At 70.9% G+C, this 15,419-nt stretch carries 12 protein-coding genes; 8 read left to right on the forward strand and 4 right to left on the reverse strand.

What is annotated here, in order from left to right; genetic code table 11:
• Positions 1 to 284 precede the first annotated feature (284 nt).
• The 8 genes from ABT092_RS05530 (at position 285) to ABT092_RS05565 (ending at position 10,112) form a co-directional block, all read left to right on the forward strand.
• Positions 285 to 1,448 carry a sedoheptulose 7-phosphate cyclase gene (locus tag ABT092_RS05530; protein WP_351240080.1) on the forward strand — a complete coding sequence of 388 codons (1,164 nt, stop codon included), beginning with the start codon at positions 285 to 287 and terminating at the stop codon, positions 1,446 to 1,448.
• Positions 1,445 to 2,239: an SDR family NAD(P)-dependent oxidoreductase gene (locus ABT092_RS05535; protein WP_351240082.1), complete on the forward strand. Its 795-nt coding sequence runs from the start codon at positions 1,445 to 1,447 to the stop codon at positions 2,237 to 2,239. Before ABT092_RS05530 ends, ABT092_RS05535 begins: the two co-directional genes overlap by 4 nt.
• A 25-nt stretch (positions 2,240 to 2,264) precedes the next feature.
• Complete coding sequence (locus ABT092_RS05540) at positions 2,265 to 3,797, forward strand: GMC family oxidoreductase (protein ID WP_351240084.1); 1,533 nt, start codon at positions 2,265 to 2,267, stop codon at positions 3,795 to 3,797.
• Positions 3,798 to 3,814: 17 nt separating this feature from the next.
• Positions 3,815 to 4,420, forward strand: coding sequence for an HAD family hydrolase (locus ABT092_RS05545; protein WP_351240086.1), 606 nt, complete (start codon positions 3,815 to 3,817; stop codon positions 4,418 to 4,420).
• 14 nt (positions 4,421 to 4,434) lie between these two features.
• Entirely contained in the window at positions 4,435 to 5,664 is a 1,230-nt protein-coding gene (locus ABT092_RS05550) for a DegT/DnrJ/EryC1/StrS family aminotransferase (protein ID WP_351240088.1), read from the forward strand.
• 525 nt (positions 5,665 to 6,189) lie between these two features.
• Positions 6,190 to 7,425 carry an MFS transporter gene (locus ABT092_RS05555; RefSeq protein WP_351240090.1) on the forward strand — a complete coding sequence of 412 codons (1,236 nt, stop codon included), beginning with the start codon at positions 6,190 to 6,192 and terminating at the stop codon, positions 7,423 to 7,425.
• 154 nt (positions 7,426 to 7,579) lie between these two features.
• Complete coding sequence (locus ABT092_RS05560; protein WP_351240092.1) at positions 7,580 to 8,740, forward strand: GNAT family N-acetyltransferase; 1,161 nt, start codon at positions 7,580 to 7,582, stop codon at positions 8,738 to 8,740.
• Positions 8,741 to 8,933: 193 nt separating this feature from the next.
• A complete protein-coding gene (locus ABT092_RS05565) occupies positions 8,934 to 10,112 on the forward strand; it encodes an acyl-CoA dehydrogenase family protein (RefSeq protein WP_351240094.1) in 1,179 nt (392 codons plus the stop codon).
• A gap of 124 nt (positions 10,113 to 10,236) precedes the next feature.
• On the opposite strand, the gene ABT092_RS05570 is transcribed toward ABT092_RS05565, so the two are convergent.
• The 4 genes from ABT092_RS05570 to ABT092_RS05585 form a co-directional block, all read right to left on the reverse strand.
• The gene (locus ABT092_RS05570) at positions 10,237 to 10,911 is read right to left on the reverse strand and encodes a thioesterase II family protein (RefSeq protein ID WP_351240096.1); all 675 of its coding nucleotides are present in this window, start codon (positions 10,909 to 10,911) and stop codon (positions 10,237 to 10,239) included.
• Positions 10,912 to 11,011: 100 nt separating this feature from the next.
• A complete protein-coding gene (gene asnB / locus ABT092_RS05575) occupies positions 11,012 to 12,790 on the reverse strand; it encodes an asparagine synthase (glutamine-hydrolyzing) (RefSeq protein WP_351240321.1) in 1,779 nt (592 codons plus the stop codon).
• Positions 12,791 to 12,795: 5 nt separating this feature from the next.
• Entirely contained in the window at positions 12,796 to 14,523 is a 1,728-nt protein-coding gene (locus tag ABT092_RS05580; protein ID WP_351240098.1) for a non-ribosomal peptide synthetase, read from the reverse strand.
• 49 nt (positions 14,524 to 14,572) lie between these two features.
• On the reverse strand, positions 14,573 to 15,364 hold the full coding sequence (locus ABT092_RS05585) for a fumarylacetoacetate hydrolase family protein (protein ID WP_351240099.1): 792 nt from the start codon (positions 15,362 to 15,364) through the stop codon (positions 14,573 to 14,575).
• Between the last annotated feature and the right edge of the window lie 55 nt (positions 15,365 to 15,419).

The raw sequence follows: 15,419 nt of genomic DNA on the forward strand, positions 1-15,419 counted from the left end.
GCGCGCAGCGGCCGGGGCGAAGGCTTCGCCGCCGGAATCCCGCAGCTCCTGAGTTCCTCCGCCGATACGGCGGTCACCCGTCCCACCTCACCGACGATCCCCGTGCCGCTCCGCCGCGCCGCGCTCGGCCTGTTGTCGAGCCCCCGCACCTGAACCGGCGTTCCCCACCGCGTGCGCCCCTTCCCCGACTCCCCCGACTCCCCCGGCTCCCCCGACATCTGCCGTGCGTCGGCCGACCGTGGCCGACACCCCCGTACCGGAAGCAACGGAGAGGAAACCCACCCATGTCCGCGGACCGTTGGACGATCAGCACACAACTCGACGTCAGCTACGAGATACGCGAGACGCCCTCCCTCCTCGACCTGGACAACCCCACGCTGGCCGACGTCCTCACCAGCGACTCGCAGGGCGGCACCAAGCTGGTCATCGTGGACCGCGCGGTCGCCCGCCTGTACGGCGCCCGCTTAGAGCGCTACCTCAAGGAGTACAACGTCCCCCACCGGTTGCTCGAACTCCTCGGTGACGAGGGACGCAAGACCATGGGCCAGGTGCTCCAGGTCATCAGCGCCCTCAACGAGGTCGGCACCCTGCGGGCGAGCGACGCGCCCGTGGCCATCGGGGGCGGCGTCGTCCTCGACGTCGTGGGCCTCGCCGCAAGTCTGTACCGTCGCGGCATACCGCACACGCGGGTGCCGACGACCCTGCTCTCCCTGGTCGACGTCAGCGTTGCCGCCAAAACGGGGGTGAACTTCCAGGGCTTCCGCAACCGCATCGGCTCCTACAGTCCGCCTCCGCTCACCCTGGTCGATCCCGCCTTCCTGAGCACCGTGTCCACCCGGCAGATCAGCAACGGCGGCGGTGAGATCTTCAAGATGGGCCTCATCAAGGACCCCGCCCTCTTCGCGCTCCTGGAGAACGGCGGCCCGGCGCTGGTGGCGAACAAGTTCCAGTCGCCGGAGGGCGCCGAGGCGATCAGGCGCGCGATCGCCGGCATGATCGACGAACTGCGGAACAACCTCTGGGAGAAGGACCTCCGGCGGGCGGTGGACTACGGGCATTCGTTCAGCCCGCTCGTCGAGATGCGGCACGTCCAGCAGCTCCTGCACGGGGAGGCCGTGGCCCTGGACTGCCTCCTGTCCGCGTTCATCGCCCACGGCCGCGGATACCTCAACCACCACGAGGTCGACAGGATCGCCGCGACCGCCACCGGCCTGGGCCTTCCGACCTGGCATCCGGGCTTCGCCGACATCGACCTCCTGATGCAGGCCCTGGCCGACACGATGCGCCACCGCAACGGCAACCAGAACCTGCCCGTCGTGGAGAGCATCGGCCGCGCCACCTTCCTCAACGACGTGAGTGCCGAGGAGATCGCGGACGCCGCACACCGCATGAAGCGTCTGGGCGAGCACCAGGAGTCCGACCTGGTCCGGCGCGGGACGAACCGGTGACCTCGTCCTCCCCCGTCCGGGACCTCCTGGACCTGCCGGCCCGCCTCGCCGACCGGGTCGTGCTGATCACCGGCGGGAACTCCGGGATAGGCCGCAGCACCGCCTTCGCCGCCGCGGAGTGCGGCATGAAGGTGGCCATCGCGGCGCGGCGCGCGAAGGAGGGGCAGGCCGTGGTCGACGAGATCAGGGACCGCGGGGGTGAGGCGATGTACGTGTCGGCCGACGTCACCAGTGCCCGACAGGTGGCACACGCGGTGGACTCCGTCGTGCGCACCTACGGCCGCCTCGACTGCGCGTTCAACAACGCGGGCGCGTCGGCACCCGGGCGGGTCGCGGATCTGACGGAGGACGCCTTCGACGGCGCCCTGGCGGTCAACACCCGCGGCCTGTGGCTGTGCATGAAGCACGAGCTGCGCAGGATGGCCGAGGCGGGTGCCGGAGCCATCGTCAACAACATTTCGGTCCACGGCTTCCGCACCGTCTTCCCCGGCGTCGGCGCCTATGCGGCGTCCAAGAACGCGGCGGTGGCACTGACCAAGTCGGCCTCGGTCGAGTACGCGGAGTTCGGCGTGCGCGTCAACGGCGTCGCCCCCGGGCCCATCGCGACCGACATGTACCTGGACTCGATCACCGTCGATGAGGGAGCCGCGAACTGGGACCGCCTGATACCGGCGGGCCGGGTGGGGGAACCGTCCGAAGTCAGCGCCGTGGTCCTGTTCCTGCTCTCCGATGCCGCCTCCTACGTCAACGGCCAGGTCCTGGGGGTCGACGGCGGCTTCCTGGCCTCCTGAACCCATCCTCTGTGAGGGCTGACTCTTGTCCCACCAACTGCGATACGACTACGTCATCGTGGGCGCGGGCCTCGCCGGCTGCGTGCTCGCCCACCGCCTCTCCGCCGACCCGGACGTCACCGTCGCCCTGGTCGAAGCGGGCCCCGACGCCACGGCGGATCCACGGGTGACCCAGCCGTCCCGGTGGCCCCAGCTCATGGGCAGCGAACTCGACTGGTCCTACCTCACGGTTCCCCAACGCCACCTCAACGGGCGCCGGTTGAGCTGGCCGCGCGGGCGTCTCGTCGGCGGCTCCAGTGCCATGCACGCCATGGTGTACGTCGAGGGCCACGCCAGCGACTACGACGCCTGGGCGGTGCACGGCGGAACGGAATGGGGCAGCCGGGGCATGCTCCCCTGGTTGGCCCGGGTGGCGGGCACCGCGGGCGATCGCGCCCTGCTCTCGGTGGAGTCCCCGTCACGGCCCCACCCCTTCGCGGAGGCGTTCGTCAGCGCGGGCGAGGAGATCGGGCTCGCCGTGAACCCCGACTTCAACAGCGGCCAGCAGGAAGGGATCGGCCTGTACCGGGTGATGCGCCGGGCAGGACGGCGATGCGGCTCGGCCGACGCCTACCTGGCACCGGCCGTCTCCCGCGCCAACCTCACCGTGTTCGCCGGCACCCGGGTGATGCGGTTGCTCCTCGACAGGACGACGGCGACCGGCGTCCAGGTGCGGCGGGCGGGCCGGCTCGTCACCCTCCGCGCCGAACGCGAAGTGGTCCTCTCCGCCGGCGCGGTGGCGACACCGCACCTGCTGATGCTCTCCGGCATCGGTCCCGCCGACCACCTGAGGGCCCACGGCATTGCGGTGGCGTGCGACGTGCCGGGCGTCGGAGGAAACCTCCACGACCACGTGCAGGTCTCCGTGAGCTTCCCCGCCGACCGCACCCTCCCCGTCACGGACGCCTCCAACCTGGGCGAGGCGGGCGGCTTCGTCAGCAGCACGCCGGGGCTGCCCGCTCCCGACATCCAACTGTCCTTCGCCCCCATGATCGACCTGAACGACGCCTCGGGCTTCGGTCGGGGCTTCACCATCGGCCCCGCCGTCACCCGTCCGGTGAGCAGGGGCAGGCTGACCTTGCACTCCGCCGACCCGTGGCAGCCCCCGGCGATCGATCCCCACTACCTCTCGCAACAGGCGGACGTCGACACCCTCGTCGAAGGAGTGCGGCTGGCCCACCGGCTGGCCGACACCCGCAGCCTGCGCCGGTTCCGCGACCTGACCCAGGACCGGCCCGCGCCCGCCGACCTCGTCGACTTCTGCCGCAGCAACGCCCAGACGCAGTTCCATCCGGTGGGCAGTTGCCGGCTCGGCACCGACACGGACGCCGTGGTCGACAGCGACCTGCTGGTACACGGCTGCGAAGGACTGCGCGTCGTCGACGCGTCGGTCATGCCCGCGGTGACGACCGGGAACATCTCCGCGCCGGTCTTCGCCATCGCCGAGAAGGCCGCCGCCAAGATCGTCGGTCGGGATTCGGCGCCGGTGCCCGCGGACGTGCCGCCCGTACCCGCCTGACAGAAGGAAAACAGCAGATGCCGACCATCCACCAGCTACCCGCCGACGGCTTCGACGCCCTGGTCTTCGACTGGGACGGCACCCTCGCCGACACCCTCGCCGCGCACTACGCGGCGCTGAGCACGGCCCTGTCCCCGTACGGCCTCACGGTCGACGCGGACTGGTACGCGACCGCCACGGGCATGTCGACGGACGAAGCGGTCCTGTGGCTCTCCCGTGACCAGGACGTCGAACTCCCGCTTCCCCTCGCGGACCTGGTCGACCGGTGCCAGACGGCGTACCTGGACCAACTCGACCAGGTCCGCGAGATCACCGCGGTGGCCGACATCGCACGCGCGAACCACGGCCGCGTGCCGATGGCGGTGGCATCGGGGGGACGCCGCCGGAGCATCGAAGCCACGATGAAGCACCTGGCCCTCGACGAGCTCTTCGACGCCGTGGTGGCCCGGGAGGACGTCCGCCGGGGAAAGCCCGAGCCGGACATCTTCCTGGCCGCTGCCGCGGCTCTCGGCGTCCCGCCCGCCCGGTGCATCGTCCTTGAGGACAGCGAAGCCGGCATCGCCGCGGCCGACAGGGCCTCCATGACAGTGATCGACATCCGACGCAACCTCCACCACGCCTGAGAGGGATCATCACCATGCCCGGACCCGGATACGCGTTCCTCGGCGCCGAAGAAGCCGCGAACGTCGAGGCGGTGCTCAAGGACTGGCACCTGACGCGATACTCGTACGACGTGCCCGAGACCACGTCGTTCGTGGCCCGCTTCGAGCAGGCCGTGCAGTCGATGTTCGACGTTCCGCACGCCATCGGCGTGAACAGCGGCACCTCCGCGTTGATCACCGCCCTCGCGGCGCTCGGCGTCGGCCCCGGCGACGAGGTCATCGTGCCCGGATACACCTTCATCGCCTCGATCGGCAGCATCGTCTACAGCGGGGCCACGCCCGTTCTCGCGGAGATCGACGAGTCCCTGACCCTCTCCCCCGAGGACGTCGAAGCCAAGATCACCCCCCGCACCAAGGCGATCATGGCCGTGCACATGCTGGGCGCACCGTGCGACCTGGCCGCTCTCGGCGAGATCGCCCAGCGGCACGGGCTGGCCCTCGTCGAGGACGTGGCGCAGGCGTGCGGCGGCTCGTACCGCGGTCGGCGGCTGGGGACGCACGGCGCGGCCGGCGCCTTCTCGCTGAACCCGTTCAAGGTGATCACCAGCGGGGAGGGGGGATTCGTCCTGACCTCGGACGCGCACCTGTACCAGCGCGCCTATTCGTTCCAGGACCAGGGCTGGTTCCCCCAGCGCACCGACACCGGGGACGGCGACATCCTGTTCGGCCTCAACCTGCGCATGCCCGAACTCTCGGGTGCGGTCGCCTGCGCCCAACTCGACAAGCTCGACGGGGTCCTGAAGGCCACCCGAGCGGTGAAGCAGGCGGTCGCTTCGCGGATTCCGGCCCGGGACGGACTGCAGCGACGCACGCTCCACGACGCCGAAGGCGAATGCGGAACGCTCCTCGTGCACGTCTTCGACGGTGCCGACGAGGCCGCTGCGGTCGCCGACGCCCTCGGGACGAAGACCATGCTGGGCTCCGGACGCCACTACTACGGCAACATGTCCCAACTCGCGGCCCTCACCGAGGGCGGGACGTCGCCCGCCCCGTTCCGCCGGCCGGGGTCCGAATCCCAGCACGACTACCGTCGCGGCAGCCTTCCCCGCACCGATGACGTCCTCGCCCGGGCCGTGGCCATCTCCATCGGGGTCTCGGACAGTTACCTCGGCGCGGGCTACGGCGTCACCGTCCAGGCCACCGAGCCCGACATCGAACGGGCCGCCGACCAGTTCACCGCGACCGTGGACGCCGTACTGGGCTGACGGGTGGAGGGGCCTGCCGATCCGGCGGCGGCGCCGGCGGACGGCCCGCGTCCCCGTGGCTTCCGGAAGGCCGTCGGCCGGACGACCGGCCGACGGCCTTGCCCGTGCGCCGGGAACTCCCCGAGGGTTCCGGGCGCGAGCCCGCCGGGCGGGTGAGGTGCTCCGTGCGAGCGGCAGTTCCTCACCCGGCTGCGCAGGCGGACGCGGAGGCCGCGGAACCGGACGGGCCGTCCGTGCTGCAGGTGGGGTCGGTGGACCTGAGACGTGCCGCACGAAGGGCGTCAGGGGCGCACGCTCGCAACTGCGGGGAGCCGTGCGGAACATGTGGCGCGGGATATAAAAAAGAAATACACTTAAGTATATCCCGCTCTGCACGCGGGCCCGTCCCGGCGTGCGCATCGCCGGGCACCTCGCCCCCTTCGCCTCACCCTTCGCACCACGCAGGGCCTTTCAGGCTGATCGCTCGACGGCCGCACGGGATCGGACGGCCGCTCACGGAGTTCCGGAAGGAGGGAGCAGCACTCCATGACGGGACCGACCGACCGCGAGTCCACCACCGCGTCTCCGGACCCCCGCCCTGCTTCCCGGGCACCACGCCTCCAGCGCGACCGGCTCACCGTCGTGCTGTACCTGCAACTGTGCGTCTTCGGTTTCACGATGTACGGATTCAGCCCGTCCATCCCCTTGCTGGCCGACGACCGGAACTTAGCCGATGCAGTTGCAGCGCTTCACAGCACGGGGCTGGCCGTCGGCGCCATGGCGGCGGGCTGGACCACGGCGAGGACTGCGGTGCGCTGGGGGCGGACCCGGGTGCAGGCCGCGGCCCTGCTCACCCTCGCCGGTGCCGTCGCGGCGTACTGCACCGGCCCGTGGTTGTGGAGCACCCTCCTCGCCGCGGTGGTGATCGGAGGGGCCGGCAACGTCATCGTGAACATCACCGCCGCGGCGCTGTCCGACCACCACGGCCCGTTCGCCCCCGCCGCGATGAGCGAGGCGAACGGGATCAGCGCCGGTGTCGGCATGCTCGCCCCACTCGTTCTGGGCGCCGCCACGCTGTTGCCGGGAGGGTGGCGCCTCGGCCTCTGGCTGAACGTGCCGCTGGCCATCGGCACATGGTGGCTGTGCAGACGCCAGAAGTTGCCCCCGGCCTCGCCCGCACCCCGTGACCCGGGCACCCGCGGCCGGAGGTTCTCCACCGAGTTCTGGTCCGCCTGGGCCCTGTTCCTGGCCTGTTCCGGCTTCGAGATGTGCATGGTGGTGTGGGCCTCGGAGGAATTGCGCGTGCACGCCCGACTGTCGCAGTCCACCGCCACGATGGGCATCACCCTGATGCTCATCGGCATGGTCGCCGGTCGGCTCTACGGCACCCGGCTCGCACAGCGGTGGCCGACCGGAAGGCTGCTGGTGTGCAGTCTGGCACTGGCCCTGACCGGGTTCGCCGGCTTCTGGTTCCTGACCGGCCCCGGTGCCCTGGCCGGGATCTTCGTCTGCGGGCTGGGCATGTCCTTGCACTTCCCCCTCGCCGTCTCCCGGGGCCTGGCGGCAGCCGAGGGGAGCACGGACCGCGCCATGTCGTTGTTCGCACTCGGCCAGGGGCTGGCCGCCGGCCTCGGCCCCTTCACGCTGAGCGCCGTCGCCGCGGTCAGCGGAATCCATCTCGCCTTCCTCGCCGGCCCCGCCCTGCTCGCCGCGGCGTTGGCCCTGGCCCTCAAGCTCGCCGCCACCGACCAGCCCGTCAACCGCACCGCACCCCGTCCCTGACGGAACACCCGCATCACCCCCACACGCGCCGAACCGCGTTGGCGGCCGTGCCCACCGCGCCCGTTCCGCACGGCCATCCCCCACACACACGCTCACCCTGCGCGCCACTCGCAGGGCGGACCCATGCCAGCACAAGGACCGGGAGGACGACCAGATGGAGATCACCGCCCCCAGGCACGAGGCCGACCTGGCCGAGTACGCGAGGCTCGCCCATCGCGCCTTCGCCACCGAACTCACCGACCTCGAAGTCCTCCACACCCACGGCGCGGTCCGGCTGGCCCTCGACGGGCAACGGGTCATCGGTGGAGTCACCGCTCTGCCCGTCGGACAGTTCTTCGCCGGAGCGGCCCTCTCCAGTTGCTGCATCTCCACCGTGTGCGTCGCCGTCGACCAACGCGGCCGGGGCGTCGCCCGCCGACTGCTGGCACACGTGACGGCCGAGCAGAGGGCGGCCGGGGCGGTCATCAGCAGCCTGTGGACCCCCTCGCTGGGGTTGTACCGCCGCTGGGGGTGGGAACTGGCCGGCTCGGCGACGACCGGTCAGCTGCCCATCGACGCCTTCGCACCCCCCGTCCGGCACGGCTACCGGGTCGCGGACGTCACGGAGTCGGCCGGGCATCCCCTCCAGCGCAGCCTCGCCCGCACCTGGCACGGCCCCGTCGACCGACCCGCGTGGTGGTGGACGTGGAAGTACCCGGACACGACCGCAGGACCGCGACTGTACGAGATCAGCGATCCCGACGGTCGGGCCCGTGCGCTCGTCGGCTGCTCCCGCACCCGGACGGGACCCTGGGGACACGAACTGGAAATCACCGACTACTGGGCCGGGGACCCGGAGGCGGCCGGCCTCGCGAACGCGTTCATCAGCGACCAGCGCAGCCAGGCGGCCACGGTCCGGTTCCAGCCCGGCACGCAACCCCTGCTGGCTCCCCACCTGTGGACGACCGACCAGTACACGACGACCCAGCAGGTATGGCACCCCTGGATGCTGAAGCTGCTCGACCCTGCGGGGGCGATCGAACAGCGACCGTGGCCGGCCGCCGCGACGGGGCACCTCGACCTCCGTCTCCTCGGGCCCTCCGGGGCCGAGGAACACCTCTCCTTCGACATCGCATCGGGGAAGGCCACGGCCGTGACCGGCCGGAACCCGCGCGTCACCCTCCCCACCGGCCTGTTCACCTCGTGGTACGCCGGATCCGCCAGCACGGAACACCTCCTGCAGTGGGGCGAGGCGGACGGCGTCACCGAGGAGGACCGTCAGCTCCTCACCGCCATGTCCGGTTCGCACCACACCTGGCTCCCCGACCTGTTCTGAACCGCCCCGGGCGAAGCGGGGATCCCGTGCCACGCCACTCGTGCCTCCCGGACGTGCCGTCCGGGAGGCCGGTCGGCACGGCAGCGGCGGCCTCGACCGATCGCAGGTCGGGGGGAGCGCGGTGAACTCGGGACGGGGGCGGCTCGGAGCCTGCGTGAGAGGATCGGGAACAGGCCACGAGGAGGGGTAACCCATGGGTGACCAGGGGCAGTTGCACGTCAGTGGGGAACTGGCGGCGGTGCTGGAACAGATCGACGCGCTCGGCGGGGTCCTCGACGAACGGGCGGATGCGGCAGAGGAGTCGGGACGGCTTCCGGAGGACACCGCGCGGGCGCTGTTCGCCACCGGGATCGTGCGGGCCGAACTGCCGCTGAGCCTCGGCGGGTACGAGTTCGCGCCGCGGCAACTGATCGAGGCGGCGGAGCGGGTGAGCTACCACGACGCCGCGGCCGGATGGACCGCGATCGCCTTGCAGATGATGACCGGGACCACCGCGGCGTACCTCGGCGGGGAGGCGACGGCCGAGCTGTTCCCCGACGTGTCGAACGGGAAGCACGCACTGCTGTCCGGGCACGGCACCCGCCCCGGCCGGGCGGTGCCGGTGGAGGGCGGCTACCGGGTCAGCGGTCAGTGGCAGTTCGCCTCCGGGATGGCGCACGCCACCCACGTCCACAGCGCGATCCTGGTCGAGGGCACCGATGAGCTGCGGGTCCTCACCATGCCGAAGTCGCAGGTCAGCCTGGACGGCAACTGGGACGTGCTCGGGCTGCGCGCCACCCACAGCATCGACTACCACTGCACCGACGCCTACGTCCCGCACGAGTACACCTACGTCGCGACCACGGACACCCCGCGCAACGGCGGCGCCCTCTACCGGCTCGGCCTGGTCAACATGTCCGCGATCGGGCACACGGGATGGACCCTCGGGGTGGGGCGGCGGCTGCTGGACGAGATGAAGCGGGTCGCCGCGGCGCGGACCGGCTCGCGGGGCGCCGCGGTCGACACCTCGCAGTTCCACGCCGAGTACGCGGCGGCGGAAGCGGGGCTGCGGGCCGCCCGGGCCTGGGCGAACGAGGTGTGGCGGGACATCGAACTCACCCTGGATCGAGGTGAGTTGCCGGGCACGGAGCAGGACACCTTGATCCGGCTCGTGCTCAACCACACGACCTCGACCGTGTCCGGGGTGGGCCGGACCGTGCACCGCTGGGCCGGTTCGGCGGCGATCCGCCGCGGCCCGATCGACCGCTTCCTGCGCGACCTCGGCACGGGCGCGCAGCACATCACGTCGAGCCCGGTCGTGCTCCAGAACTGCGGCAGGTGGCTGAGCGGCGCCCGCCCGGACGCCCGGTGGAGCTTCCTCGACCTGGTCTGACCGCGGCCGGCCACCGGGCCGGGCGCGGGCGGCGGCGGGACGCCCGAGCCGGTGATCCCGTCGCACCCGTCAGCCAGGGGAATCGACCCTCCGGGACCACGCCCTGCACCACCGCCAGCGGCCGTCACGGCCGGCCGCACCCGGCGCGCGCCCAGCGGGCGAACTCCGGCGCGCCCAGGAGGTCGGAGTGCCCGCCGGGGAACACGCGGTGGGCACATCCCCCGGTGGTCAGTCCGCTCCACTCGACGATCCCCTCCGTGGAGGTCAACCGATCGTCCTCGCCGCGGGCGGCGAAAACCGGACACTTCACCTCCGGGTGGTCCGCAGACATGAACTCCCGGAGCGTTCTCAGGTCGTGCAGGGCCGTCTCGACGACGACGTTCCGCCATTCGCTCGACTCGTCCGGCAGGGCGGCGGGGTCTACCCCGCTCAGGTAGGCCGCAGTCTCCGAGGGGCTCCGGGTCACCGACTCGGGCAGCGTCAGGAGCGGTGGTGCGGTGGCACCGACGACGACCAGTGCCCGGACGGACGCTCCGCTGCCCTCCAGTGCCCCTGCCGTGGCATAGGCGAGGTAGGCGCCGAAGCTGTGTCCGACGAGGACGGGAGGACCCGGTTCCTCCCGCACCTGGGCGACGCAGGACCGGACAGTACCGGCGAACGACTGCGGGTCGTCGCCAAAGCGTCCCGGGTACCGGACGGTCCGGGCCGACTTCGACAGCCCTCGGGTCAACGGCCTGAGTTCGGTGCCGAACGAACCCGCACCCGGAAAGACGAAGAACTCGGTTGTCCCGACGCTCATTGACGACTCCCTCGTGGGTGGCGCGTGTGACGGTGCGTTCGCAAGGCAGGGACGGCCGGGGGCCGACCCCGTCCGGCCGAGCGCCGGAGCGCTCGCGAAGTCAGAGCGAGAGCCCCAACTCATCCATGATCATGGCCACACTGATGGCGCTGAGCCGGAAGTCCCACTTGTCGGTGCCTCCTCGATCGGAGGACGCGTCGAGGCAGCCGGGGGCGAGGACGCCGCTGGCCTCCACGAGCCCGCGCCAGTCCGACCAGGTGCGTTCGCCGGTGACCGAGCGCAGGTCGTACGCGGTAAAGCCGTGCTTGCCCCGGCGGAGGACGGACTGCGGCACGATCCCGTCGTAGGCCGACTTCAGGCACGCCTTCCCCTCGAAGTCGACGACTTTCGCCTCGTCCGCAACCCTCTGGGCGAGCGAGACGACCGCGTTGCCGAGGAACGGGTAGCGGCCTTCGACGGAGCTGCCCATCAACATCGAATCGCCGTGGTCGCCCAGCAGGTGGCCCGACATCTGCACGTACACGTCGGCGATGGAGCGCAGTTGCATCGCCGAGAGCGATCTCGCCTCCGCGTCCGTGAAGGGGATCAGCCGCGTTCGCCAGAACTCGTCGCCGCGAACGCCGTCCAGGAGAGCGGGGGCGAGGTAGGTCTGCCGGCGCTCGTGCACCCGGCGCCAGTCGATCTCCCAGCCGAAGTCCGCTCTTCCCCAGGCTTGTTCGTTCTCGGAACGGGACCCGCGGGGCGTACCCGGCACGCTGTCGAAGGCGTAGGAGTCGTAGCCGAAGAACAACTCGTCCGCGCCTTCTCCGGACACGACGCCCTTGATCCCGGCGGAACGCACGCTGTCGGCCAGCATCATGGCAGCCACGTTGTAGGTCTCGCGCTGGGGGTAGCAGCAGTGCCGGACCATCCCCTCGAACTGTGCGGCGACGTCGGACCGGAGGCACCGGATCTGCTCGTGCTTGCTCCCCACGAGCTGGGACACTTCGCGTTGGAAGCGCCCTTCGTCCAGACCCGGATCGTCGAAGACCACCGAGAAGGTGTGCAGTGGCTGGTCAACGAGGTCGGACGCCTCCATCACGATGGCGGTGGAGTCGAAGCCGCCGCTCAGATAGGCGCCGATCTCCACGTCCGCGTGCAGTCGGTCGCGGACCGACCGCCTCAGCCCCTCGCGGAGTTCCTCCGCGGGGACCCGCTCCGCGGTGGACTCGAACTCGCCGTAGCGCCAGTAGCGCAGGACCTTCGCGGGGCCGTCCGCGTCGAACCTGACGGCGCAGCCGGGGGGCACGGCCCGGACCTCCCTCACGAGCGTCCGGGGGGCGACGATGTTGCCCAGCGAGAAGTACTGGTCGATCGCGCCGAGGTCAACGCTCCAGGACCGGTCGACGCACCGCACCAGGGGTTTGATCTCCGAACAGAAGTGCGTGTCGGAGTCCGTCCGCGTGTAGAACATCGGGCACACGCCGAACCGGTCTCTCGCCAGGTACAGGGCGTTTTCAGCCCGGTCGAAGATCGCGGTGGCGAACTGGCCGTCCACCATCCGCAGTCCGTCGATCCCGAACCGCGCGACCAGCTCGGGGATGACGGCGACGTCGACCTCGTTCTCCCGCCGCCGGGAACTGCACTTGTCCCACAGCTCGCGAGAGTTGAAGACTTCGCCGTTGGTCATCGCCACGTAGCGGCCGCTGCCGTCCTGGGCCGGCTGCCAGCCGTGTGCGAGGCCGGTGAATCCGAGGCGGCCGAGCTTGACGGAGAGCGTTTCGGTGTTCAGCGAGTAGGTCTCGTCGGGCCCGCGGTGGGTGAGCCCGGCGTGCATGGCGGCGACGATCCCGCGATCGCCCCCGCCGTTCGGGGAGTAGGTCCCGCACACACCACACATCGAGGTCACACGCTCCGGTCACGTAGTTGTCCGACAAGAGCCTTCACGGTGGGCGCCCGCAGCACGTCCGGGACGCCGGCGTCCATCCAGCCGAGTTCCCTCAACTTGCTGACCAGGGCCACCGTGGAGGCCGAGTCGCCACCGATGGCGAAGAAGTTGTCCTCCAGGGTCGCGTCGTCCACGCCCGTGAGCTGACGGACCAGCCCGATGACGTGCTCCTCCGGCGTGGCGGACGCGGTCGGGGCGGGCGTGGCACGGCGGCTCGCCCGCAGGGCGTCGCGGTCGACCTTGCCGTTGCGGGTGTACGGGAGGGCGGTGACGCGGTGGAGGATCGACGGCACCTTGTAGGGGTCCAGGACGGCTTCCAGGTGGCCACGGACCTCGCGGGACGTGACCGTGCCCTGGTAGTAGCAGACCAGTGCGTCGTCGCCGGAGTCCGTTGACGACCCGTGGGACTCCGCGGTCACCACCGCCTCCACGACCCCGGGCAGGCGGCACGCGGCACTCTCGATCTCTCCGGGGTCGAGACGGTAGCCGCGGACCTTGAGCTGGCGGTCCAGTCGCTCGACGAAGTACACGCGCCCGTCGCGGTGATCGACGATGTCGCCGGTCCGGTAGACCCGGTTCGCGTCGCCGTCGACGAAGCGGTGCAGGTCCTGGCCGGTCAGATAGCCGATGGCGACGCTCTCACCGGTGATCACGAGTTCCCCGCGGGTGCCCTCCGGGCCGAGCGGGTCGCCCTCGTCGCCGTCCGGCAGGGGAACGACGTCGAACGCGCAGTCACCGACCACCCTGCCCAGCGGAACGGAGTCCGCGCAGTCCTCGGGGTCGAGCGGATCGCTGAGGAAATTGCAGACGGTGGTCTCGGTGGTCCCGTAGGCGTTGTGGAAGGCCGCTGCCGATGACCACTTCCGGACCACCGCCTGTCGGCAGGACCCGCCGCCGTTGACGACGTGCGCCAGGTTCATCGCGCTGGTGGGCTCGGTCGCGGTGAGCGCGAACGGGGTGGTCTTCAGATGGGTGACGCGGAACTTCTCCAGGGTGCCCCGGAGTACCGCACCGGGGGCGAGTCGGTCCTCGCCGACGACCACCAGGCACGCGCCCGAGGTCAGGGTCCACAGGATCTCCGTGATGCAGCCGTCGAAGGTCAGACGGGCGAACTGGAGCGTGCGGCTGGTGGGGCCGAGTTCCAGGACGCGCACGTGGTCGGCGATCACGCGGGCCAACGGGAGTGCGCGCACGAGCACGCACTTGGGCTGCCCCGTGGACCCCGAGGTGTGGATGGCGTAGCCGACGGAACCCCGATACGGAGCCAGCACCCCGGGTGCCCGGGCGGGGCGTCCCTCCGTGCCGTCGGACCACTCGGCGGGTGTGGGGACGAGCCGGGGCGGGCCGGAGCGGGAGACCGCCTGGGCGATCACGTTGACGCCGAGCGAGGAGACCTTGGCCCTGTTGGACGCCGCGCTGTCGCGGGGGTCGAGGAACACGAACGGTCGTCCGGCCCGGAGCGCTCCGACCATGGCCACGATGGCATGGGAGGTCCGGGTCGCCTCGATGCCGATGAACTCGGCCAGGACGGTGGAGGATTCGAGCCGCGCGACGAAGACGTCGACCTGCTCGCCGAACTCCTGGTAGCTGAGCACGCCGTCCACGGTCTCGATCGCGGGTGATCCGGGGTGCTTCCGGATCACGCTTCCGATCTCGTCCACCACTGATCTCTGTTGTGCGGTCACGTCTTCACTCCTTCACGCTGGGGCGAGTCGGTGGAGCTCCCTGCTGGCGTCACTTCACGGTGTGGGACAGGACGCCGACGCCCTCGACGAGGGAGCTCACGGAGTCACCGGGACTGATCACGGCCGCTCCCGGGGTGCCCGTGCAGATCACGGTTCCGGGCAGCAAGGTGCGGCCCGCGGTGAAGTACTCGACCAGGAAGCCGAGGTCGTACTTCATCTCGGACGTCGGGGCGGAAGCGATGACCTCGCCGTTGCGGACCGTGGAGACCCGAGTGGACCGGAGGGCTGCGTCGTCGAACTCGTCGAGGGACACCAGTTGCGGACCCACGCTGCAGAACGTGTCGAAGCCCTTGGCCCAGGGGATGTGGCGGGGGTTCTCCCGGATGACGTCCTCGGCGGTCATGTCGAGTACGGCCGTGACGCCCGCAACGACCGAGCGCCATGCGTGGCGACGCACGTTCTTGCACGCGGTGCCGATGACCAGTCCGAGTTCGGCCTCCGCCGTGACCCGTCGGGACTGCCCGGGCAGTTCGATGACCTCGCCGTTGCCGATGAGGCAGTTGCGGGGACGCAGGTACGAACCGGGCCCGGAGGTGGGCTGCTGGGTGTTGAGGTCCTGCGAGTGGCCTCGGTAGTTGAGGCCCGCACCCCAGATGTCGCCGCTGTCCAGGACGGTGGCGGCCGCCTCCAGACGGACGTCGGTCAGCGCGTCGGTGGTCAGGGCGTCGAGCGCCGCGGTGAGCTCCCCGCGCCGGGACGCGTCGAGGAGTTCGACCAGCACCCCCGGGGGCTCGAAGCCCGCCAGGCCGGAGAGCGGGACCCAGCCGTCGCGGTGGTTCACAAAGATCTGATGGCCATTGTCCGTTTCGAACCGTGCCAGTCGCACTGTGTTTCCT

The organism is Streptomyces sp. NPDC002490, assembly GCF_040296045.1.
Taxonomy (GTDB): Bacteria; Actinomycetota; Actinomycetes; order Streptomycetales; family Streptomycetaceae; genus Streptomyces.